At 67.0% G+C, this 21,314-nt stretch carries 16 protein-coding genes and 2 tRNA genes; 4 read left to right on the top strand and 14 right to left on the bottom strand.

Translation table 11 applies throughout. From position 1 onward, the window contains the following. The 3 genes from ACI48D_RS01890 to ACI48D_RS01880 are packed head-to-tail and all read right to left on the bottom strand — an operon-like array spanning position 1 to position 3,354. Positions 1–1,095: an HlyD family secretion protein gene (locus ACI48D_RS01890; RefSeq protein ID WP_435569512.1), complete on the bottom strand. Its 1,095-nt coding sequence runs from the start codon at positions 1,093–1,095 to the stop codon at positions 1–3. Between the two features lie 28 nt (positions 1,096–1,123). Further along, positions 1,124–2,890, bottom strand: coding sequence for an MFS transporter (locus ACI48D_RS01885; RefSeq protein WP_435569511.1), 1,767 nt, complete (start codon positions 2,888–2,890; stop codon positions 1,124–1,126). After that, positions 2,887–3,354 carry a MarR family winged helix-turn-helix transcriptional regulator gene (locus ACI48D_RS01880; protein WP_435569510.1) on the bottom strand — a complete coding sequence of 156 codons (468 nt, stop codon included), beginning with the start codon at positions 3,352–3,354 and terminating at the stop codon, positions 2,887–2,889. Before ACI48D_RS01880 ends, ACI48D_RS01885 begins: the two co-directional genes overlap by 4 nt. Before the next feature lie 193 nt (positions 3,355–3,547). Between ACI48D_RS01880 and ACI48D_RS01875 the strand changes: the two genes are divergently transcribed. Both ACI48D_RS01875 and ACI48D_RS01870 read left to right on the top strand, forming a co-directional pair. Next, complete coding sequence (locus ACI48D_RS01875) at positions 3,548–4,792, top strand: dienelactone hydrolase family protein (protein WP_435569509.1); 1,245 nt, start codon at positions 3,548–3,550, stop codon at positions 4,790–4,792. Between the two features lie 107 nt (positions 4,793–4,899). Further along, complete coding sequence (locus ACI48D_RS01870) at positions 4,900–6,099, top strand: esterase/lipase family protein (RefSeq protein WP_435569508.1); 1,200 nt, start codon at positions 4,900–4,902, stop codon at positions 6,097–6,099. A 44-nt stretch (positions 6,100–6,143) separates the two neighbouring features. On the opposite strand, the gene ACI48D_RS01865 is transcribed toward ACI48D_RS01870, so the two are convergent. Beyond that, the gene (locus ACI48D_RS01865; RefSeq protein WP_435569507.1) at positions 6,144–7,064 is read right to left on the bottom strand and encodes a pyridoxal-phosphate dependent enzyme; all 921 of its coding nucleotides are present in this window, start codon (positions 7,062–7,064) and stop codon (positions 6,144–6,146) included. Between the two features lie 10 nt (positions 7,065–7,074). After that, positions 7,075–8,994 (bottom strand): PAS domain S-box protein, encoded by a 1,920-nt coding sequence (locus ACI48D_RS01860; protein ID WP_435569506.1) that lies wholly within the window; start codon positions 8,992–8,994, stop codon positions 7,075–7,077. Positions 8,995–9,224: 230 nt separating this feature from the next. Here ACI48D_RS01860 and ACI48D_RS01855 point away from each other — a divergent pair, with 230 nt between their 5' ends. Together ACI48D_RS01855 and ACI48D_RS01850 are read left to right on the top strand one after the other, a co-directional pair. After that, positions 9,225–11,489 carry an ATP-binding protein gene (locus ACI48D_RS01855; RefSeq protein ID WP_435569505.1) on the top strand — a complete coding sequence of 755 codons (2,265 nt, stop codon included), beginning with the start codon at positions 9,225–9,227 and terminating at the stop codon, positions 11,487–11,489. Next, on the top strand, positions 11,482–11,940 hold the full coding sequence (locus tag ACI48D_RS01850) for a response regulator (protein WP_435569504.1): 459 nt from the start codon (positions 11,482–11,484) through the stop codon (positions 11,938–11,940). Before ACI48D_RS01855 ends, ACI48D_RS01850 begins: the two co-directional genes overlap by 8 nt. Positions 11,941–11,943: 3 nt before the next feature. On the opposite strand, the gene ACI48D_RS01845 is transcribed toward ACI48D_RS01850, so the two are convergent. The 9 genes from ACI48D_RS01845 to ACI48D_RS01805 all read right to left on the bottom strand — a co-directional run bounded on the left by ACI48D_RS01845 (position 11,944) and on the right by ACI48D_RS01805 (position 21,217). Continuing rightward, positions 11,944–13,545, bottom strand: coding sequence for a response regulator (locus ACI48D_RS01845; protein WP_435569503.1), 1,602 nt, complete (start codon positions 13,543–13,545; stop codon positions 11,944–11,946). 152 nt (positions 13,546–13,697) lie between these two features. Then, positions 13,698–14,039, bottom strand: a complete 342-nt coding sequence (locus ACI48D_RS01840; protein ID WP_435569502.1) for an HNH endonuclease — start codon at positions 14,037–14,039, stop codon at positions 13,698–13,700. 42 nt (positions 14,040–14,081) lie between these two features. Then, entirely contained in the window at positions 14,082–15,485 is a 1,404-nt protein-coding gene (locus tag ACI48D_RS01835; RefSeq protein WP_435569501.1) for an MFS transporter, read from the bottom strand. A 74-nt stretch (positions 15,486–15,559) separates the two neighbouring features. Continuing rightward, entirely contained in the window at positions 15,560–17,437 is a 1,878-nt protein-coding gene (locus tag ACI48D_RS01830; protein WP_435569500.1) for a potassium transporter Kup, read from the bottom strand. A 32-nt stretch (positions 17,438–17,469) separates the two neighbouring features. After that, the gene (kdpE, locus tag ACI48D_RS01825; protein ID WP_435569499.1) at positions 17,470–18,156 is read right to left on the bottom strand and encodes a two-component system response regulator KdpE; all 687 of its coding nucleotides are present in this window, start codon (positions 18,154–18,156) and stop codon (positions 17,470–17,472) included. Beyond that, on the bottom strand, positions 18,153–19,643 hold the full coding sequence (locus tag ACI48D_RS01820; RefSeq protein ID WP_435569498.1) for a DUF4118 domain-containing protein: 1,491 nt from the start codon (positions 19,641–19,643) through the stop codon (positions 18,153–18,155). The genes kdpE and ACI48D_RS01820 overlap by 4 nt, the downstream gene beginning before the upstream one ends. Positions 19,644–19,822: 179 nt before the next feature. Then, positions 19,823–19,898, bottom strand: a tRNA-Asn gene (locus ACI48D_RS01815). 12 nt (positions 19,899–19,910) lie between these two features. Next, positions 19,911–21,068: an acyl-CoA dehydrogenase gene (locus ACI48D_RS01810; protein ID WP_435569497.1), complete on the bottom strand. Its 1,158-nt coding sequence runs from the start codon at positions 21,066–21,068 to the stop codon at positions 19,911–19,913. A gap of 73 nt (positions 21,069–21,141) precedes the next feature. Continuing rightward, a tRNA-Asn gene (locus ACI48D_RS01805) sits at positions 21,142–21,217 on the bottom strand. Between the last annotated feature and the right edge of the window lie 97 nt (positions 21,218–21,314).

Below are 21,314 nucleotides of genomic sequence, written 5' to 3'. Positions count from 1 at the left end.
TCATCGCTGCTGTCCCTTCGCAGCGGCCGCCGGCGCTCCGGTGTCGATGCTGGCCACCACCGACATGCCCGGCCGCAGGCGCGCGGCCAGCTCCTGGTTCGGATCGATGCTGATCCGCACCGGGATGCGCTGGGCTATCTTGACGAAGTTGCCGGTCGCGTTGTCGGGCGTGATCACCGAAAACTCGGAACCGGTGGCCGGCGAGATCTGCTCGACGTGGCCGCGCAACTTCGCGTGGTTCAGGGCGTCGACCGTGAAGGCGACGGGCTGGCCCAGGCGCACGTTGGCCATCTGGGTTTCCTTCATGTTGGCGACCACCCACATGGCCTGCGGCACCAGCGCGGTCAGCTGGGCGCCGGCGTTGACGAAGGCGCCCAGCCGCACCGTCACCTGGCCCAGCTGGCCGTCGCGCGGCGCGACAATGCGCGTATTCGCCAGGTCGATCTCGGCCAGGCGCACCGCTGCTTCGGCGTTGGCCACCGCCGCTTCCAGCGAGGCGCGGTTGACGTCCACCGTGCGCAGGTTCTGGCGCGAGATTTCCAGAGCGGCGCTGGCCTGCGCCGTCTGCGCCACCGCCTGGGCATGCGCGGCGCGCGCGGCGTCGCGCTCGCGCGCCGACAGCGAACCGTCGGCGGCCAGTTCCTCGACCCGGCGCAGGTCGGCCTGGGCACGCTGGGCCTGGGCGCCGGCGTTCGCCACCGCCGCCTGGTTCTGGGCGATGGTGGCGCTCGCGCTCTTCTGGCTCTGGGCGAAGTTGGCGAGCGCCGCGCGCTGGGTCGCCAGCTGGGCGCGCGCCTGCTCCAGGCGCTGCTGGTAGATGCGGTCGTCGATGCGCATCAGGAGCTGGCCCTGGTGGACCGTCTGGAAGTCCTGGACGTCGACCTCGACGATGTAGCCGGACAGCTGCGGACTGATGATCGTCACCTGGCCGCGCACCGTCGCGTTCTCGGTGCTCTGGACCGTGCTGCGGAAAGGCGGCAGGTCCCAGGCGTACAGGACGATCAGGACGCCGATCAGCGCGATCAGCGCAAACAGCGCGCCGCTGGCGATCACGTGGCGGTTCGATTTCTGCTGGTTGGTCGTGGTCTCGGCCATGAGTCTTGGGTCTCTTGTCTGGTTGTCGTCATTCCGGCAGGCTGCCGGACGGGGATCGTGGTACCGGCAGCGGCGGCGTGCCTTCCGGCGTCGCGATCGGCGAATCGGTCGGCGGCTCGGCCGGTCCTTCCTCGAGCGCCGTGTGGCGGGCCGGCGGCGGGCCGGCGGGCGGGGCGCCCGGCAGCGGCGCCACATAATTAATCCACAGCGCCCGGCCGAAGATCCAGAGCGCGAGCAGGGTCGCCATGATCGAGATGGCCAGGAACACGTCGTTGTAGGCAAGAATGTTCGCTTCGCGGCTTGCCGCCTGCGACAGCAGCGAAATGCCCTGCCTGGTCCGCGCCGACGGATCCGTCAGCACCCGTCCATAGGCCGCCCCGCCCTGCTGGATGCGGGCGGCGACCAGCGGATCGAGGCTGCTCAGCTGGTCGGCCAGGTTCGACGAGTGGAACTTTTCGCGCATCACCTGCCAGGTGCCCAGCAAGGAGGAACCGATCAGGCCACCCATGTTCTGCGTCAGGCTGAACAGCACCGAGAAGGTGATCAGGTTGCCCGGATTCGTGACCACGGTGCCCATCAGGGTCAACAGCAGGGGCCCGAGGAACAGCACTCCGCCGAACGCCAGCATGGCCTGGCTCACGTACATCTCTTCCGGCCGGACCTGGTTGGTCGCATGCGAATCGATCCACGCTCCCAGCGCCATGATCAGCAGCGCGATCACCTGCGGGCCCATCAGATGCGGCGGGCGCGTGACCAACACCGAGACCACGATGCCGGCGACGGTGGCGCCCAGCACCACCAGGAACAGGGTCGCCATCTGGTCGTTGTTCAGGCCCACCAGCCGCAGGAAGCCGACCGCTCCCACGCTCTGCTCGGACAGCACGACGCGCACCAGCATCATCGCCAGGAACAGGCGCGCGATCATGCCGTTGGTAAGCCAGCGGAGGTTCAGCAGCGGATTCTTGCGGTTGTGCTCCACGGCGACCGCTGCCACGATCAGGAACACCGATGCCGCCAGCGCCACGCCGACCCACGGCTGCGAAGTCCACCACAGCACGCGGCCGAAGGTCAGCGCTGCGCACAGCAGCGCCACGCCCGGCGCGAACAGCGCGAAGGTGACGAAGTCGGTCACGCGAAACGCCCGGAAGCGGTCCCCCGGCGGCAGCTTGAGCCACAGCACGCAGCCGAGGGTGACCAGGGTAAGGCCCAGCTCGAACAGGTAGAGGCCGCGCCACTCGGCAAGTTCCAGCAGCCGGGTCGAGAACAGGTAGGCGATCGGCTGCGGCAGTTGCGAGACGCCGAGCGATATCACGATGAATTTCGGCCGCACCTCCCTGCGCGGCGCGGCTTGCAGCGTGTAGTACAGGCCCAGCGTGGACAGGGCCGCGCCTGCCATCCCGTGGACTGCACGCACCGCGATCGCCGAGCCGAGGTCGTTAACGAACAGGTGAGCGAAGGTCACCAGCGCGTACAGCACCAGGAAAAATTCGGTAAAGGCGCGCAGGCCGAACTGCTGGCGGAACTTCACCAGCAGCAGGTTCATGGACGCGTTGGTCATCACGTAGGCAGCCGGCAGCCAGCTGGTCTCGGCGGCAAAGGCACCCAGCGTGCCCTGCAGGTTGACCAGGTTCACCGTCACCAGCGCATTCCCCAGGCCGCCGGTCAGCGTGACCAGGGTCCCGACCAGGAAATAGGCGACGCGGCGCTCCGGTGTGTGCTGGGGAAAGGAGGGACTGCCCGGCAGGGTCGGCCGTTCGTCCGGATGCCAATCGCGCGGAGCGTACTTGTCGCTCATGCGTTCTCCAGCGCCTGCTGCAGGCTTTCCAGCACCGCGGCGGCGGCCGCGACCTGGGCGGGATCGAGGCGGGCCAGCACCTCGTGCCGCAGGCTTTCCGCCTGCGCCCTCACCTTTTCTTCGAGCGCCTGGCCGCGCGGCGTGAGCACGATCAGCTTGACGCGGCGGTCGCGCCGGCTCGGCATCCGCTCGATCAGGCCCGGTGCCGCCAGGCGGTCGATGGTGGCGACCAGGGTTGCGCCGTCCACGCCCAGCTGCTGGGCCAGTTCGGTCTGCGAAGGCGGGCGCGCGTTGTCTTCGCCGGCGGCACGCTGCATCTCGGCCAGCGCGGCGATGGCGCTCCAGCCGGCCGAAGTCAGCCCGACCTCTTTCAGCTGACGTTCGAGCGCCTGGCGCCAGGCGCGCCCGCCGGCTTGCAGTGCCTGGGCGAAGCGTTCGCTGAGCTGTTCATTGAAAACAACCATGGGGCCACCAAATCGTTGGACCTGCCGATTATCTGCCTGTTCTGGAAAATGTGGCCACACGCGAAGATTTAATGCGCGAATTGGTTAAACAGATATTGCTCTGGCAAATCACCGTGCTTAGAATCAACTCATTCCCCTAAGCAATTGGTTCCTGACGGACACAACCGTGAGGCCAGCCGTTCCAGAGTTTTCCATGTTTAGAGCACGCGCATCTGTTCGCAAACTTACCTCCGCGCTGATCATCGGTCTGGCCATGCTGCCGGGCCTGTCCGTCGAGCAGGAATTGCAACTCGACTACAGGATCAACGAGCACATCGTGCTGATTCCGGCCGGCAATGACCACCAGGCCCGCCTGGAGACGACGGTGTTCCAGCCGAATGGGCAGGGGCCGTTCCCGCTCATCATCATCAACCACGGCAAGGACCCCGGCCATCCGAACTTGCAGCCGCGCGACCGCTTCTATCACATGGCCCACGCCTTCGTGTCACGCGGCTATGCGGTGATGGTGCCGATGCGTCAGGGCTTCGCCAACTCGACCGGCCGCTACCGCGACCACGGCTGCGACATGACCGCCAACGGCTATACCCAGGCCGAGGACATCCGCGATACCCTGGAATACGCCCGCGGGCAGAAATGGGTCGACGCCGACCACATCGTGGTTGCCGGCCAATCCTATGGCGGCCTGGCGACGATGGCGCTGGGCACCCAGGAACTGCAGGGTGTACGCGCCCTGATCAATTTCGCCGGCGGCCTGCGCGACGACAGCAACGGCTGCGGCTGGCGTTCGGCGCTGGTCTCGGCCTTTGCCGAATACGGCGCGCAGAACAAGATCCCGAGCCTGTGGATGTACGGCGAGAACGATTCGCTGTTCGGCCCGGAACTGGTGGCGCGCATGCACGACGCCTTCGAACAGGCCGGCGGCAAGGCCCAGCTGGTCGAGTACGCGGCGTTCAAGCGCGATGCGCACGGCATGCTGGCCAGCCGCGACGGCGAAAAGGTCTGGCTCGCCGACACCATGCGCTTCCTGGACCAGGTCGGCATGCCGACCAAGGTGGTCTACAAGGTGCCGGAACCGCCGATGCCGCAGGCGACCAATTTCGCCAAGGTCGATGACGTGGGATCCGTTCCTTTCCTCAGCGAAAATGGCAAGCGCGCCTATGCGGAATACCTGACCAAGATGACCCCGCGCGCCTTCGCCGTGTCGCCCAGCGGCGCCTGGTGCTGGGCCGAGGAAGGCGAAGCTCCGGAAGCGCGCGCCCTGGCGACCTGCTCGGCCAAGAGCGACAAGCCGTGCCGCCTGTACTCGGTCGACGAGAGCGTGGTGTGGAATCCGGACCTGGCCGAGAAGGCGGCGGTGACGGCGTCGAACACGCCGGCGCCGGCGACCGATGGCGCGGGTACTTCGCAGCTGGGTGGAACGGCTGCAATAACCAACTAGATCTAATCGCCATCCACGCTTTACCGCGCTTACCCGACCCAGCTCAAACCCTCTTCCCCATACCAATTCGACAATGTAGCGTCCGCCACTCTCAACGGGAAAGCTGCATGTCATCAATAAAAAAACCTTGCGCCCGAGCGCTGCTGGCCCTGGCCTTCCTGCTGGGCACTGCAACGGCCGGGGCCGCCAATAACTATCCGGTCGTGCTGGTGCATGGCTTCCTCGGCTTCGGGCCGGACACCTATCCCGGCAGCAGCTTCCTGTACTGGGGTGGCTACCACGACATCGCCGCCCGCATGCAGCGCTACAAGGGCCCGCATGCCGTCTATACGGCCGGGGTCGGCGCGATCAGCTCCAACTGGGACCGCGCCGCCGAGCTGTACGCCCAGATCAAGGGCACCTGCGTCGACTACGGCGCCACCCACGTCGCCCGCTACGGTTATCCCGGCCAGCCGCAGAAGCCCGCCGGCAAGTGCTGGGCCGCCGATCCACACAACAATCCGCACGGCTATCCCCTCGCCTTCTATCCGCAGTGGGATGCCGCTCATCCGATCCACCTGGTCGGCCACAGCCAGGGCGGCACCACGATCCGCGCCCTGATCCAGCTGCTGGAACACGGCTCGCCCGACGGCGACGAGGGCGGCGGCGAGCTCTACCGCGGCGGCAAGACCGGCTGGGTCAGGAGCGTGGTGACGATCTCGGCGCCGCACAATGGCACCACCCTGCGCGACGCCGTGCTGGATGTGCTGCCGAATTCACGCAGCCCGCTGCGCGACATCCTCGACCAGCGCCTGGCGCATTGGGAACTGGCGCCGGACGGCGCACGCGAGTTCAACCGCTGGGCGCTCACCTCGCCCTCGGTTTACTATTTTTCGGTGGCGACGCGGGCGACGGTGGCCGGCGCCTGGTGCTGCAACGGCAGCGACCGCGTGCTGGCACCCATCCAGAGCAGCCGGTTCCAGTATCCGCGCGACGACATGATCCCCTACTTCAAGCTGTTCGCGGGGGAATTCATCGCGGGTTCGCTGGCGCAGCCGGGCATGGGTTCGTACACCCAGTCGGCCCCGGGGCGGGTGCGCATCGACAGCAGCTGGTTCGCCAGCGACGGCGTGGTGAACACCGTCAGCATGCGCGCGCCCGACGGCCATCCCGTGCGCGACTACGACGGCCGCGCCGTCCAGGGCAGCTGGAATTTCCTCGGCACCTACGACGGCTACGACCACTTCGACATCCTGAACTGGCCGAACCCGGGGCCGTCGGCGGATCCGGTCTACGATCGCATCTGCGACGTCATCTTCGACCTGTAGGGTGCAAACCTCACGCGCGGGCACGTGCTGCCCACCCCACGACATTACGGCAGATCCCTTCCCCACCGCTGGAGCTGTTCAACAGTCGCGGTCACGCCGCCGCAGACGATCACCAGCACGCGCGCGTAGTCGGCCAGCACCTCGCCGCCACGGTAGGCCAGGGCCAGCGAAGCGCCGCAGGCCGGCTCCACCACCACGCGGTGGTCATCCATGAAGCGCAGGCAGGCCTCGACCGCCTCGCGGTCGCTGACCACCACCGGCACCACCGGATGGCGGCGCGCCAATGCGGCAGCCTGCTGCGACACCTTGCGCGCGCCCAGCGAGGTGGCGATGCTAGTAATGGCCGGCAGTTCGAGGAGCGTACCGGCCCGCAGCGAGCGCGCATAGGAATCGGCGCCCGCGGTTTCGACCGCGATCACCGGCACCCTGTCCCAGCCATTGCGCTGCAGTCCTTCCACCACGCCGCACAGCAGTCCGCCGCCGCCGACCGACAACACCACCGCATCGGGCTGGAGCCCCGCTTGCGCCACCTCGTCGATCATGCCGGCGTGGCCTTCCCACAGCAGCGGGTCGTCGAAGGGGTGGATGAAGGCATCGTGCTCGCCCAGCATCGACTGGGCCAGCGCGTTCGCTTCCTGGAACGAGGCGCCGTGGACGACGATCTCGGCGCCTTCACGGCCGATCAGCTCGCGCGCCCGGCTGCTTGCAGTCTCCGGCACCACGACGGTCACCGGGATCCCCAGGCGGCGGCCGGCGTGGGCCGCGGCGATGCCGGCGTTCCCGCCCGAGGACGAGAGGAAGCGACGGGCGCCGCGCAACGCATACTGTTCGCAGGCGTGGCCGATGCCGCGCAGCTTGAACGAGCCGGACGGCTGCAGCGCCTCCATCTTCAGCCACACCGATTGGCCCGGGCGTACCGGCATCGCGCCGGAAGCGAGCAGCGGGGTCTCGATATGCAGCGTCATCGGACCGCCCCTATGCCGTCGAGCGTAGCGTGCGCGCCAGGTCGGACAGCCGGTAGGGCTTGTTGACGAAGGCGAACTCGCTCAGCGACCCGCCATGGCGCTGCTTGAGCGCCGGCAGCGGGTAGCCGGAGGCCAGCATGATCTTGGTGTCCGGATAATGGGTGCGCGTGTAGCTGGCCAGTTCGAACCCGTCCATCCCGTTCGGCATGACGACGTCGGTGAACAGGATGTCGACCTCGCGCTGCTCCAGCAGGTCGATCGCCTCGCGCCCGCTGGACGCCGTCACCACGTCGTAGCCCATGCTGGTAAACAGCGAGGCGGCAACGTCCATCAGGTCCGGTTCGTCCTCGACGATCAGCACGCGCTCGACGTGCGAACGGCGGTCTTCCTGCGCCTCGGACGACACCGCCGGCAGGTAGATCGAGATCGTGGTGCCCTCGCCCGCCTTGCTGTCGATGACGACCTCGCCATCCGACTGCTTGATGAAGCCGTACACCTGGGACAGGCCGAGGCCGGTGCCCTTGCCCACTTCCTTGGTCGTGAAGAAGGGTTCGAAGGCGCGCGACACCACCTCGGGCGGCATGCCGGTGCCGGTGTCGCTGACCGTGATCCGCACGTAGTCGCCGGCCGGCAGGCTGCCCGCCTCGTGGTGGCCGAGCGTGACGTTGCGCGTGGCGATGACGATGCCGCCGCCGTCCGGCATGGCGTCGCGCGCGTTCACCACCAGGTTCAGCAGAGCCGATTCGAGGCGCGCGCTGTCGATCACCGCGCTGTGCGCCTTGCGGTCGAGATCGATCTCGAACTCGATATTCGAATTGCCGGCGCGCCGCAGCACCGGCTCGAAACTGGTGATGATGCGGTTCAGGTTGCGGGTTTCGGCCTGCAGCGGCTGCTGGCGCGCGAACGCCAGCAGCTGCTGGGTCAGGCGCGCGCCGCGGTCGACCGCGCGCCGCATGCTCTCGATGGTGCGGCTGTCGCGGCTGTCTCCGCCTTCGCCGCGCTGCATCGCCAGCACTTCGAGGCCGCTCGAGAGCACCGACAGCAGGTTGTTGAAGTCGTGCGCGACGCCGCCCGTGAGCTGGCCGATCGATTCCATCTTCTGGGCCTGGTACAGCGCGGCGTTCGCGGCTTCCAGGGCCTCGGCGGCACGTTTCTTCTCGGTCAGGTCGCGCGTGATCTTGGCGAAGCCGACCAGCTTGCCGTCGTTGTCGCGGATGGCGTCGATGATCACATGGGCCCAGAACCGCGTGCCGTCCTTGCGCACGCGCCAGCTCTCGGCCTCGAAACGCCCGGTCGTGGCGGCGGTGGACAGCGCATGCTTGGGCATGTCCGCAGCCTGATCCTCGGCGGTGTAGAAGCGCGAGAAGTGGCTGCCGACGATCTCGTCCTGGGAATAGCCCTTGATGCGCTCGGCGCCCGAGTTCCAGTTCGTGACCGTGCCTTCCGGCGACAACATGTAGATCGCATAGTCGGTCACGCCCTGCACCAGCAGGCGGAAGCGCTGCTCGCTCTCGCGCAGCTTGTCCTCGGCCTCTTTGCGCTCGGTGACGTCGCGGGTCACCTTGGCAAAGCCGAGCAGGACCCCGTCCTCGTTGTAGATCGGGTCGATCACCACGTGGGCCCAGAAGCGGGTGCCGTCCTTGCGCACGCGCCAGCCTTCGGACTCGTACTTGCCTTCGCGGAGGGCGGTCGCGAGCGCGCGCGCCGGCAGGCCGGTGACGCGGTCTTCGTCGGTATAGAAGCGCGAAAAATGCTCGCCCAGGATCTCCTGCGCCACGTAGCCCTTGAAACGGTTGGCGCCCGCGTTCCAGCTGCTGACGTGACCCTGCGGATCGAGCATGTAGATCGCGTAGTCGTTGATGCCGGAGATCAGGTATTGGTAGCGCCGTTCATCCGACAGGACTTTTTTCTGCTGCATGTGTTCGCTCATGGCTAAGCACTCGTGTCCAGATGCACGAATTCATTGATTCAAATCCACTTAATGATACACCCACGCCGCCCGCCACGCCCGCGCACGCGCCAATGGGGCCAAACATGCATTGTAAATACCGTTGTGTTATCGCCGCACCGGCAATCTTGCCAAAATCCCTAATGAAAGCGCCAGCTTCCTTTCATTGTAAAATGGAGGACTTGCAATTCACGTTTGCCATTGACCGCTACATGACTTCGGCCTCCTCCGTTCCCGTTCTCGACCTGTCGGCTTGCGACAGGGAGCCGATCCGCACACCCGGGAGCATCCAGCCGCACGGCTTCCTGCTGACCCTCTCGGCCGGGCTGGAAGTCGTGCAGGCCAGCGCCAACCTCGGCGACTGGACCGGCTGCCCGGCCCAGGCCGCGGTCGGGCGCCCGCTCGCCGAGGTGATCGGCGAAGCGGCCGCCCTGCGCCTGGGGCCCGAACTGGCGCCGGGACCGGGGTCGAAACTGGGCGGCCGTCCGTATTACGTCGGCACCGTCACGCTCGCTCCCGGCCGCCATTTCGACGTGCTCGGACACCTGTGGGACGGCCTGACCATCCTCGAATTCGAGGGCGTGGCGCGGGCCGAGCCGGCCGACTTCCGCCACCTGTACCCACTGCTCGGCGACTTCCTGCTGAAGGTCAACGACGCCACCGGCATCGAGGCGCTGGCCCAGCTGGCCTGCCAGCACATCCGCTCGGTGACCGGCTTCGGCCGCGTGATGGTCTACCAGTTCGACGCCGACGGCCACGGCCACGTGAGGGCGGAATCGAAGGACGAGGGCTACCATTCCTACCTCGGGCAGCACTTCCCGGCTTCCGACATCCCGGCCCAGGCGCGCGAGCTGTACGCGCTGTCGCGCATCCGCCTGATCCAGGACGCCAACTACACGCCGGCGCCGCTGGTCCCGGCCCTGAACCCGCTTACGGCCAAGCCGAACGACCTGTCGTTCGCAGCCCTGCGCAGCGTCTCGCCGGTGCACCTGCAGTACATGCGCAACATGCACACGCTGGCCTCGATGTCGGTGTCGCTGATGGTCAAGGGCAAGCTGTGGGGGCTGATCTCCTGCCACAACGCCGATCCGGCCGTGGTCTCGTTCGAGAAGCGCACCGCCTGCGAGCAGCTGGGCCAGATCCTGGCGCTGTGCATCGAATCGCGCGAAGATGCGCAGGAGCTGCAGTTCCGCCTTGATGTGCGCCGCATCATGGTGTCGATGCTGGCCGGCCTGACCCAGGGCAGCGACTTCATCGAGAACCTGTCGAGCGTGTTCCCCGAGCTGCTGCGCTTCGCACGCGCATCCGGGGCCGCGATCGTGGTCGACGACCGCGTGCTGCCCTTCGGCGACGCTCCCGGCAAGGACGACATCCTGGCCCTGGTCGACTGGCTGGCGGTGCACGACCATGGCGACATCTACCACACCGACAAGCTGTCCGATGCCTGGCCGGAGGCGGCGAAGATCATCCGCAACGCCAGCGGCCTGCTGGCGATGCCGATCTCGCGCATCCACAAGCACTACCTGCTGTGGTTCCGGCCCGAGTACGTGCACACGATCGAGTGGGCGGGCAATCCGCATGACAAGGCGCCCGATCCGAACGCGCCAACCCAGCTGACACCGCGCACCAGCTTCGCCGCCTGGCGCGAGACCATCCACGGCACCAGCCTGCCCTGGCACGCCGGCGAGATCGAGCTGGCGCTGGAATTCCGCACCGCGCTGCTGGGCATCGCCCTCGAGCGCGCCGAGCAGATGGCCGAATTGGCCGAAGAGCTGACCCGTTCTAACAAGGAACTGGAAGCCTTCTCCTACTCGGTGTCGCACGACCTGCGCGCGCCGCTGCGCCACATCGTCGGATTCGCCGACCTGCTGATCGAATCGAGCGGCAGCGAGGACGGCGAGCAGCGCATGCGCTTCCTCAAGAACATCAAGGATGCCGCGCGCCTGGCCGGCAAGCTGGTCGACGACCTGCTGTCGTTCTCGCAGATGGGCCGCGCCTCGCTGCGCCCGACCACGGTCGACATGGGCGACCTGGTGGCCGCCTGCATCGACAAGCTGGCGCTGGAAACGCGCGGCCGCCGCATCGAATGGGACATCGCCCCGCTGCCGACGGTCTACGCCGACCCGAACTTCCTGCACCTGGCGATGTTCAACCTGCTGTCGAATGCCGTGAAGTTCACCGGCCAGCGCGACCCGGCCATCATCCGCGTCAGCGTCGAGGACAAACCCGACGAATTCGTGTTCCACGTGGCCGACAATGGCGCCGGCTTCAACATGGATTACGTGCACAAGCTGTTCGGCGTATTCCAGCGCCTGCATCGCATGGAAGACTTCCAGGGCACCGGCATCGGCCTTGCCAACGTGCGCCGCATCGTCGAGCGCCACAACGGCCGCGTGTGGGCCGAGTCAGTCCAGGGCGAAGGCGCGACCTTCTCCTTTGCAATCCCGAAATCCAATTCCGAAAGTACGCATGCTTAAGCCCATCCTGCTCGTCGAAGACAATCCCAACGACCTGGAGCTGACCTTGATCGCGCTGTCGAAGAGCCAGCTCGCCAACCAGGTCATCGTCGTTCGCGACGGTGCCGAAGCGCTCGACTACCTGCACCGCCGCGGCGACTACGCCGAGCGCCCGGCCGGCAACCCGGCCGTGGTCCTGCTCGACCTCAAGCTGCCGAAGGTCGACGGCCTCGAAGTGCTGAAGGACATCCGCGAAAGCGACCCGACCCGGGCGGTGCCGGTGGTGATGCTGACCTCGTCGAAGGAAGAACAGGACCTGGTCCGCAGCTACGAGCTGGGCGTGAACGCCTACGTGGTCAAGCCGGTGGACTTCACGGAATTCGTGCGCGCGATCGCCGATCTGGGCATCTTCTGGGCGGTGCTGAACGAACCGCCGCCAGGCTCGCAGCGCTACATCAAACCCAACAAGTAAGCGTTACGCCGACCGGCGCCGCAGCAGGTGCCGGATGCGCGCACTGAGCGCATCCGGATGGTAGGGTTTCTGCAGCAGGTTGATGTTCGCCTCCACCTTGCCTTCGTGCGCCAGCACGCCTTCGGCATAGCCCGAGGTGTACAGGATTTGCGCCCGCGGCAGCCGCGCGCGCACCGTCTCCCCCAGTTGCAGGCTGCTGACCGGTCCCGGCATGATGACGTCGCTGAACACCAGGTCGACCTGCTCGCCGCTTTCCACGATCGACTTCGCCACTGCCGCATCCGGCGCCTCCAGTACCCGGTAGCCGAGCGCCGACAGGATCCCGCAGGTGGCGCTGCGCACGTCCTCTTCGTCCTCGATCACCAGGATGGTTTCCGGCCCGCCCAGCAGCGGCGCCGCCGCCACGTCGTCAAAGGCGGCCGGCTCGGCCTCGCTGCGCGGCAGCCAGATGCGCACGCTGGTGCCCTTGCCCGGTTCACTCTGCAGCACGATCTCGCCGCCCGACTGCTTCACGAAACCGTAGGCCATCGACAGGCCCAGGCCCGTGCCCTGCCCGGTCGGCTTGGTGGTGAAGAAGGGTTCGAAGGCGCGCTCCAGCACCTCCGTCGCCATGCCCTTGCCGGTGTCAAGGATCTCGATCAGCACGTAATGGCCCGCCTCCAGCGACGGCGGCAGCGTGCCGCCCGGCCCCACGTTGGCGGCGCGGATGGTGAGCGTGCCGCTGCCGGCCATCGCGTCGCGCGCGTTGATGGCCAGGTTCAGCAGCACGTTGTTGAGCTGGTTCGGATCGACCAGGGTGCTGCCCAGGCGGTGTTCGATCTCGGTGACGACGCGCGCGCGCGGCCCGAGCACGCGCCGCATCATGTCCTCCATCTCGCGCAGCAGGTGGCCGGGATTGATGACCACCGCCTGCAGCGGCTGGCGGCGGGCGAAGGCCAGCAGGTGCGAGGACAGCTTGGCGCCGCGCTCGACCCCGGCCAGCGCCATGTCGACGCGTGCCTTGCCGGCCTCGTTCAGGTTGCCGACCAGTTTCAGGAGCTGCAGGTTGCCGCCGATGATCTGCAGCACGTTGTTGAAGTCGTGCGCCACGCCGCCGGTGAGCTGGCCGATCGCTTCCATCTTCTGGGCCTGGAACAGGGCCGACTGGCTGGCCTCCAGCTGGGCCTGGCTGTGGCGCAGCGAGACGAAGGCGGCGTCGCGCTGGCGCCGCGCAATGAAGGCGTCGCTGTGGTAGCGCACGCGCGCCACCAGCTCGCGCGGATCCGGCCATTTCACCAGGTAGTCGTTGGCGCCGACCGCGAAGGCCTTGGCCTTGATGTCCGGATCGTCCTCGGACGACAGCACGATCACCGGGATGTGTTCGGTGTCCTTGTCGGCGCGCAGGCGCCGCGTGACGTCCAGGCCGTCGATCTCCGGCATGCGCAGGTCGACCAGCACGACCGTGGCGCCGAGCTCCTTGGCCAGCTCCACCGCCATCCCGGGCCGGCTCGCGAACTTCAGCGTGTGCGGGGCACATCCCTTCAGGCCATGCGAGATGATGTCTTCGGCAAAGGGTTCGTCGTCGATGAGGAGAACGGAACAGGCGCTGGCTTCGTCTTGGGTCATTGCAACTGCGGAAAGGTCGGTGGAAGGGAACGCGAATTGCAAAATCGTAAGCTTTTATTTTACCTTAACCAAGAGAATTACGACGTTTTTGCTTCATGCTCCGGTATATGGCAGAAGTTTCCTCAAGAAAATTATGCCGACCGCCTGAACACTCAACGCGCCTTCTTGGCGTGCGACGTGAATGTGCGGGTATAGAAGCCAGGCGGCTTCTTCGCCACCCAGCCAATGAAGGAGCGAATGTCCTCGTGCCCTTTCAGCGCCTCCCAGGTGTGATAGGCGCGCAGCAGTTCCCGCTCCGACAGCGTGGCATGGATCTTCCGGTGGCAGATCTTATGGATCGGAAACTGTTCCTTGCCCTTCAGGGATTTCGGAACGAGATGGTGGCGATCGATGTTGACGGTGCCCAGCGGCCGGCCGCACAAGGGGCACAGGGCTTCGCCGGCGGGAGCGTCGGAAGCCTCGGAGAACTCGGGAATGCGGGAGCGGCGTGCCATCCTCGGTATATCGAGGTGCGCGCCGCCGTTTAAAGACCTGGCTCAGCTACGCGCAGGCGCGCCCACCACCAGCCGCGAGAAGCTGGCGATGCTGGCCACCGCGGAAAAGGCGGCGGCGATCGCGATCGCGTACCAGGTGCCGCGCAGGTGGAACATGGTCAGGCAGAACGCCACCAGCGCCGCCCCGGTCGACTGTCCGATCAGGCGCGCGGTCGCGACCATGCCGCTGGCGCTGCCGCTGCGCGAGGCCGGTGCGCTGGACATGATCGCCTTCACGTTGGGCGCCTGGAAGAAGCCGAAGCCGATGCCGCACACGGCCATGCGCCAGCCGATGTCCACGGCCGACGGCGCCGCCGGCATGCCCAGCAGCAGGCCCAGTCCGGCCGCCAGGATCATCAGCCCGACGCCACCCAGCAGGCCCGGCGAATAGCGGTCGCTCAGGCGTCCCGCCACCGTCGCCATGATGCCGACCATGACCGGCCATGGCGTCAGCAGGAAGCCGGTCTCCACCGCGGTGCGGCCCAGCTCGCTTTCGAAATAGAAGGGCAGCGCGACGAAGGCCAGCGCCTGGGCCGCGAAGGTGCAGACCGCGGTCAGCGTCGACAGCGTGAACAGCGGCAGGCGGAACAGGTCGACCGGCAGCAGCGGCGCCGGGTGATCCTTCTGGCGGCGCAGCAGCATGACGAAGAAAAACAGCGCCAGCAGCATTTCCGGCAGCAGGGTGCGCATGCCGACGCGGTGGGCGGCGTCGCCCAGCGCCAGGATGGCGATGCCGAAGGCGGCCACGTTGTACAGCCCGGCCACGCCGTCGACCTTGTGGCTGGCGCGGCTCGTCTGCGGCAACGCCTTGCGCGCCATGAACCAGCCGAGGATGCCGGGAATGACGTTGATGCCGAACAGCCACTCCCACGACGAAGTGGCGAGGATGACCGAGGCCAGGCTGGGGCCGATGGCGAAACCGATCGCCACCACCAGCGCATTGTTGCCGAAGCCGCGCCCGTGCAGCCTGGACGGATAGACGGCGCGGATCAGGGCCGAGTTGACGCCCATCAGGGCCGCCGCGCCGAGCCCCTGGAACAGGCGCGCCACGATCAGCGCCGGCAGCGACCACGCCAGCGCGCAGCCGAGCGAGGCCACCGTGAACAGGGCCATGCCGGCCATGTAGACGCGCTTGTAGCCGATGGTCTCGCCCAGCGCCGCGATGGGAAGCAGCGTCGCGACCATCGCCAGCTGGTAGGCGTTGACGATCCAGACGGAATCCGCGGGCGTGGCGTGCAGCTGGTCGGCCATGGCCGGCAGCGCCGTATTGGCGATCGCGGTATCGAGCGCGGACATGCCTACGCCCAGCGACAAGGCAACGATGGCCCAGCCCAGCTGTCCTTTTTCCAGGCCGTCGGCCGGCACCTCGTTGTGCTTGTAAGCACTTGTATTGACTGGGTTTTTCATGCTCGGTCCGCTACAAAAACGATGATTATAGGGGGCGCGGGCGAGGTCTGCTGGAGAGGGGAAAAACCGGCGTGCTAGATCTCGACCTGCGTCCCCAGTTCGACCACCCGGTTGGCCGGTATCCGATAATAGTCGGCCGCGTCGCGGGCATTGCGGGACATGGTCGCGAACAGGGCTTCGCGCCACATGGCCATCCCGCTGCCGACCGTGGGAATGACGTTCTGCCGGGCGATGAAATAGGAAGTCTGCATCGGCTCGAAGCGCAGGCCGCTGGCCGCACAGGCGTCCAGCGCAGCCGGGATGTCGCGGTCTTCCACGAATCCGTAGCGCAGATCGACCTGGTAGCAGTCGTGACCCAGATCCGTGACCGACACGCGCTGCTCGGGCCGCACGCGGGGAATATCTTCGTTATGGATGGTCAGGAAAATCGTGCGCCCGTGCAGGATGCGGTTATGCATGAGGTTGTGCAGCATGGCATGCGGGACGCCGTCGCCTTCGGCCCGGAAGAACACCGCAGTCCCTTCGACCCGTGTCGGCGCCCCGGTGAACAGGGAGGTGAGGAAGTCGTCCAGCGGCACCAGGTGCTGGCGCAGGTTCTCGTGCACCAGCGCCCGCCCCTGCTGCCAGGTCAGCATCACCACGACGGCGACCGCGCCCAGCACCAGCGGAAACCAGCCGCCATGCAGGATCTTGAGGGTATTCGCGGAAAACAGCGCGACGTCGATCACGAGGAAGAATCCGGTGGCGGACCAGGCCAGCAGCGCGTTGTACTTCCAGCCATGGCGGACGACGAAGAAGGTCAGGATCGTCGTCATCAGCATGGTCGCGGTCACCGCAATCCCGTAGGCCGACGCCAGGTTGGACGACGATCCGAAACCGACGACGGCCAGCACCACGGCGCACAGCTGGAGCCAGTTCACGAAAGGCACGTAGATCTGCCCCATCTGGCGCTCGGAGGTGTACACGATGCGCAGGCGCGGCAGATAGCCGAGGGCGACCGCCTGCTGCGCGATCGAAAAGGTGCCGGAGATCGTCGCCTGCGAGGCGATCACCGTCGCCACGGTCGACAGTGCCACCAGGGGATAGACGCTCCAGGCCCCTAGCTGCTGGTAGAAGGGATTCGACACCGCGTCCGGCCGCGACAGCAGCAAGGCGCCCTGGCCGAGGTAGTTCAGGGCCAGGCCGGGGAAGACGATGGTGAACCAGGCGATGCGGATCGGCTTTTTGCCGAAATGTCCCATGTCCGCATACAGTGCTTCGGCCCCCGTGAACGCCAGCACCACCGCGCCGAGCGCGAGGAAGGCGAGCCAGCCGTTGTCAAGCAGGAAGCGCAGAGCATGCCACGGGTTGATGGCCGCCAGGATGCGCGGGTTGTCGGCGATATTCACCGCGCCCATCGCACCCAGCACGGCGAACCAGACCAGCATGACCGGGCCGAACCAGCGGCCGATTCCCGCGGTACCCTTGTGCTGGACGGCGTACAGGGCGAACAGCACGGCCACGGTGAGCGGCACGACATAGGGCTTCAACGCCGGCGTCGCCACTTCCAGTCCCTCGATAGCCGACAGCACCGAGATCGCGGGGGTGATGATCCCGTCGCCGAAGAACAGCGCCGCCCCGATCAGGCCGATGATGGCGAGCGGCCCCTGCCAGCGCGAGCGGACGCCCACGGACTTGAGGGCCAGGGCCACCAGCGCCATGATGCCGCCTTCGCCGCGGTTGTCCGCACGCAGGATGAGTGCGACGTACTTGATCGACACCACGATAGTCAGGCCCCACAGGATGAGGGAGATCACGCCCAGCAGCTTGCCCTCGTCGAGCGGCAGCCCGTGCTCCGGCGAAAACACTTCCTTCAGCGTGTAGAGCGGGCTGGTGCCGATATCGCCGTAGACGATGCCGATGGCGGCGAGCGTCAGCGCCGCCGTGCCGGTTTTTTTCTGTTCGATGCTCAAGCTATCCTCGCTGTACGAGAAGTGGTGGGCGGCTACAGCTGGAAGCGGTAGCCGACCCCGGTTTCGGTGAGAAAGTGGACCGGCTGTGCCGGATCGGCTTCCAGTTTCTGGCGCAGGCGGCTCATGTAGACCCGCAGGTAGTGGCCGCGCTCTCCATGGTTCGGCCCCCACACCTCCTGCATGAGGTGCCGCTGGGTCAGGACTTTTCCGGCATTCGCGACGAGCACACTCAGGAGGCGGTATTCGATCTGCGTCAGGTGGATGTGCTCGCCATTGCGTTCGACGGTGCGCTTCGGGCGGTCGAACGTGACCTGCCCGAAATGGATCGTCGGCATCGCCTCCTGGCCCTGGAAGCGGCGCCGCAACAGGGCGCGGACCCGGGCGGCCAGTTCGGCCACGCCGAAGGGTTTGGTCAGGTAGTCGTCCGCGCCTGCATCGAGGGCCTCCACCTTTTCGCGCTCCTCGGTGCGGGCGGACAGGATCAGGACGGGCGCCTGCGACCAGCCGCGGAACTCCCGGATGACCTCGACGCCGTCCATGTCCGGCAGGCCGAGGTCGACGATCAGCAGGTCCGGCCTTCTCGTTCCGGCTTCGGTCAGCCCGGCGCCTCCCGACTCCGCCTCATGCACCCGGCAGCCTTCCGACTCCAGGCTGGCGCGGACGAAGCGCCGGATCTGCGGCTCGTCCTCGATCAGCAGGACATGCGGTTCTACGCTCATGGTTCTTCCTCGACGGCCGGTGGATTGCCGAGCGGCAGGCGAATGGTGACGCAGGCCCCGCCGCCATCCCGGTTCGCCGCCTTGATGCCACCGCCGTGCGCGTCCATGATCGACCGGCAGATCGCCAGTCCCAGCCCCACGCCCGAGGTCGGGGACTCGGCCTTGCCGCGCTCGAACATGCCGAATACGCGGTCGATATCGTCCACAACGAATCCCTGCCCCCGGTCGCATACCGCGACACCCGCGAAGCCGGACTCGGCGAAGGCGCGTATCTCCACCGGGGTGCCGGGCGCCGAATACTTGGTTGCGTTTTCGAGCAGGTTGCAGAGGACGCGTTCGATCAGTACCGCGTCGAACTCGACCAATGGCATGTGCGGCGGCAGCTCGACCCGCAAGGCACGCCCCTCGAGTGTCGACCGCATCAACTGCAGGCTGCTGCTGATCACGTCCTCCAGCAATTGCCACTCCCGGTTCAGCCTTACCTTGCCCGCCTGCAGCCTGGCCATGTCGAGCAGGTTGTTCAGCAGGCGCGTCATGGCCCTCGCCTGCTCGCGGATCGCAGCGGCCATGCCGCGTGCCTTCTCTCCCACCTCGGCATGGTTGGCGGCAAGCGCGTCGGCCGTGCCGACCAGCGCGGTCAGGGGCGTGCGCAGGTCATGCGACAAGGCCGACAGCACCGAATTGCGCAGGCGCTCGGCGTCCGCTTCCAGCTGGCTTGCGTGGGCCACCTCGACGTAGTGCAGGCGTTCGACGGTCAAGGCAACCACCGAGGCGACCGCGTCGATCATCTGCAGGTTCTGGTCGATGCTGGTCGCGTGGGCGGCCGACACGACCAGCACTCCGCGCTTGCGGGTCGCGCCGCGCAAGGGGACGACACGGCAGGCCTGGCCGGCGCCGGCGTCGACGTCGACGTCCACCGGCCGGTCCTTCTGCAACGCGACGGTGGCGAAGCGGGCCTCCACCAGATGCGGCGCCAGGGTGGGCAGGCTGCCGGCATCGTCGAGAAGATGCAACCCGGCCCGGTATCCCTGGCCGGTCATATAGCGTTCCAGCGGTCCGGCCACTTGCCCGATCTCGATCACGCCCGCCAGCTCGCGGGCCAGCTCGTACAGCCCCTGGGCCTGCCGCTCCCGTTCGCGCGCCGCTTCCGCCTGCCGCTGCAAGCCCGCGGTAAGACTGGCCGTGACCAGGCCGACGGCCAGCATGACCGCAAACGTCACCAGGTACTGGACGTCGCTGACCGCAAACGAAAAACGTGGGGGCACGATGATCACGTCGAACAAGGCCACGCTGAGGAAGGCGGCGACGACGGCGGGACCCCGGCCAAGGAAGCGTGCGACCAGAAACACCGCAAGCAGAAAAATCATCACCGTGTTGGCGGCATCGAGGAAGCCATGCACCAGCGTCACCAGCACAGTCGTGGCAATGCAGGCAAGGACGGACAGTCCGTAGGCGGCAACACGCTTCCTGGACGGAGGAATTCTCATGGGCGGCATCTCGAGTACATGCCGGGGAGATTACCGGACGGCGGCAAAAAACTGCGTAGAGAAATGGGCGGGGCGCGTAAAAATGTTGTAAACGTATAAGACCAGGGAGGGCAGGCGCCCGCGCAGCGCGGCTGGAAATGACAAAGGGCCGCGTTCGCACGCGGCCCTTCTTCGTATTCTGGCTCCCCGACCTGGACTCGAACCAGGGACCTGCGGATTAACAGTCCGTCGCTCTACCAACTGAGCTATCAGGGAATCGAGGCCGTATTATAGCTGCATAGTTGCCGTTTGACCAGTCTCAGCGCACGGCGTGTCAGCGCGCGGCATCAGCAAGGCATGCTGGGACGCCGTATGGAAGTCGCGCCAGACCCGGTTGATGGGACTGTCCTCGCGCGCCGCGTACAGGCCGCAGTACGGGTACAGCGCATCGACCGCACGGCGCGATGCCGCCACCCACTCCATCGACAAGGCCTCCATCTGCGCCGCCTCCCCTGCACTGACCGGCGCGCCGGCCGCCACCTGGGCCCAGGTCGCCTCCAGCAGTGCGTAGAAGCGTCCGCGCACTTCGTCCAGGTGCGCGCGCGTGCCGTCCAGCAGCGCGCGTACGGCCGGCACCTCGATCAGCGCCTCGCCCTGCCCGCCGAAACGGTTGCGGCGCCGCGCGATGCACTCGGCCGCCAGTTCGACGAAGTGAAAGGCCATGCCGGCCACGTTGGCCGACAGGGTCACGAACGCAAACGGCAGGAAGGGGAAGCGGTACAGCGGTCCCTGCTCCGTCGCGCGCGCGGGATCGATGGCGAAGCCGTGCTCCGCATGCACCCACCGGTCTTGCACGCGGTAGGCGTGCGAGGCGGTGGCGCGCAGGCCGATGCTGCGCCAGTTCGGCACGATCTCCACCAGCGCGGCCGGCACCACGAAGGCCTGGATGCGCGGGGCGCCGGCATCGTCGAGCAGCGGCTGGCCGCCCTCGCGCAGGATCGCGTTGAAGGTGAAGTGGGTGGCCATCGGCGCGCCGCTGGCGTAGTCCCACAGCCCGGTGATGCGCCAGCCCGCTTGTTCTCCATCTTCGCGGTCGGCGTAGCCGGTCGGGGCGCCGCTGCCGGCCAGGCAGACCTTCGGCGCCGCCAGGATCTCGCGCGCCAGGCGCGGCGCCAGGAAACCGGCGAACCAGCCGGCGCCGGCGCACAGGGTCACGGTCCAGCCCATGCTGCCGTCGACGCGGGCGATGGCTTCTTCCAGCCGCACCACCTCCGGCAGCGCCAGCTCTTCGCCGCCGACCGCGCGCGGGGCCAGCATGCGCAGCCAGCCGCGCTCGTGGATCAGGGCCTGCTGCTCCGGGCGCAGCCAGCCGTCCAGGCCCGCCTGGGCGGCGTGTTCGGCAATGCGGGCAGCGTCATGGTCGGACAATGTGGAAGAGATGGTCATGGTGCGCTCGTCGGGTCCGGAAATGAAAAAGGCCGCTTCGATGAAGCGGCCCTTTACCTTACTACTTGAATTCTGGCTCCCCGACCTGGACTCGAACCAGGGACCTGCGGATTAACAGTCCGTCGCTCTACCAACTGAGCTATCAGGGAATTGAGGCTGGCATTATAACCGCTGAAAGGAATCCGGCAAGATTTTTTTTGCGACTATGCTTCGCCGAGCGCGTTCGTCGGCGGTTTGCTATAGTCG

It is taken from the genome of Massilia sp. LXY-6 (genome assembly GCF_051233485.1).
Lineage (GTDB): Bacteria > Pseudomonadota > Gammaproteobacteria > Burkholderiales > Burkholderiaceae_D > Telluria.
The sequence above is the reverse complement of the archived record's forward strand: the minus strand, read 5'-3'. Positions and strand labels throughout refer to the sequence as shown.

Bases quoted from the DNA above. Each gene is read 5' to 3' on its own strand.
- ACI48D_RS01890 (WP_435569512.1), bottom strand. From the start codon at position 1,095: ATGGCCGAGACCACGACCAACCAGCAGAAATCGAACCGCCACGTGATC.
- ACI48D_RS01885 (WP_435569511.1), bottom strand. From the start codon at position 2,890: ATGAGCGACAAGTACGCTCCGCGCGATTGGCATCCGGACGAACGGCCG.
- ACI48D_RS01880 (WP_435569510.1), bottom strand. From the start codon at position 3,354: ATGGTTGTTTTCAATGAACAGCTCAGCGAACGCTTCGCCCAGGCACTG.
- ACI48D_RS01875 (WP_435569509.1), top strand. From the start codon at position 3,548: ATGTTTAGAGCACGCGCATCTGTTCGCAAACTTACCTCCGCGCTGATC.
- ACI48D_RS01870 (WP_435569508.1), top strand. From the start codon at position 4,900: ATGTCATCAATAAAAAAACCTTGCGCCCGAGCGCTGCTGGCCCTGGCC.
- ACI48D_RS01865 (WP_435569507.1), bottom strand. From the start codon at position 7,064: ATGACGCTGCATATCGAGACCCCGCTGCTCGCTTCCGGCGCGATGCCG.
- ACI48D_RS01860 (WP_435569506.1), bottom strand. From the start codon at position 8,994: ATGAGCGAACACATGCAGCAGAAAAAAGTCCTGTCGGATGAACGGCGC.
- ACI48D_RS01855 (WP_435569505.1), top strand. From the start codon at position 9,225: ATGACTTCGGCCTCCTCCGTTCCCGTTCTCGACCTGTCGGCTTGCGAC.
- ACI48D_RS01850 (WP_435569504.1), top strand. From the start codon at position 11,482: ATGCTTAAGCCCATCCTGCTCGTCGAAGACAATCCCAACGACCTGGAG.
- ACI48D_RS01845 (WP_435569503.1), bottom strand. From the start codon at position 13,545: ATGACCCAAGACGAAGCCAGCGCCTGTTCCGTTCTCCTCATCGACGAC.
- ACI48D_RS01840 (WP_435569502.1), bottom strand. From the start codon at position 14,039: ATGGCACGCCGCTCCCGCATTCCCGAGTTCTCCGAGGCTTCCGACGCT.
- ACI48D_RS01835 (WP_435569501.1), bottom strand. From the start codon at position 15,485: ATGAAAAACCCAGTCAATACAAGTGCTTACAAGCACAACGAGGTGCCG.
- kdpE (WP_435569499.1), bottom strand. From the start codon at position 18,156: ATGAGCGTAGAACCGCATGTCCTGCTGATCGAGGACGAGCCGCAGATC.
- ACI48D_RS01820 (WP_435569498.1), bottom strand. From the start codon at position 19,643: ATGAGAATTCCTCCGTCCAGGAAGCGTGTTGCCGCCTACGGACTGTCC.
- ACI48D_RS01810 (WP_435569497.1), bottom strand. From the start codon at position 21,068: ATGACCATCTCTTCCACATTGTCCGACCATGACGCTGCCCGCATTGCC.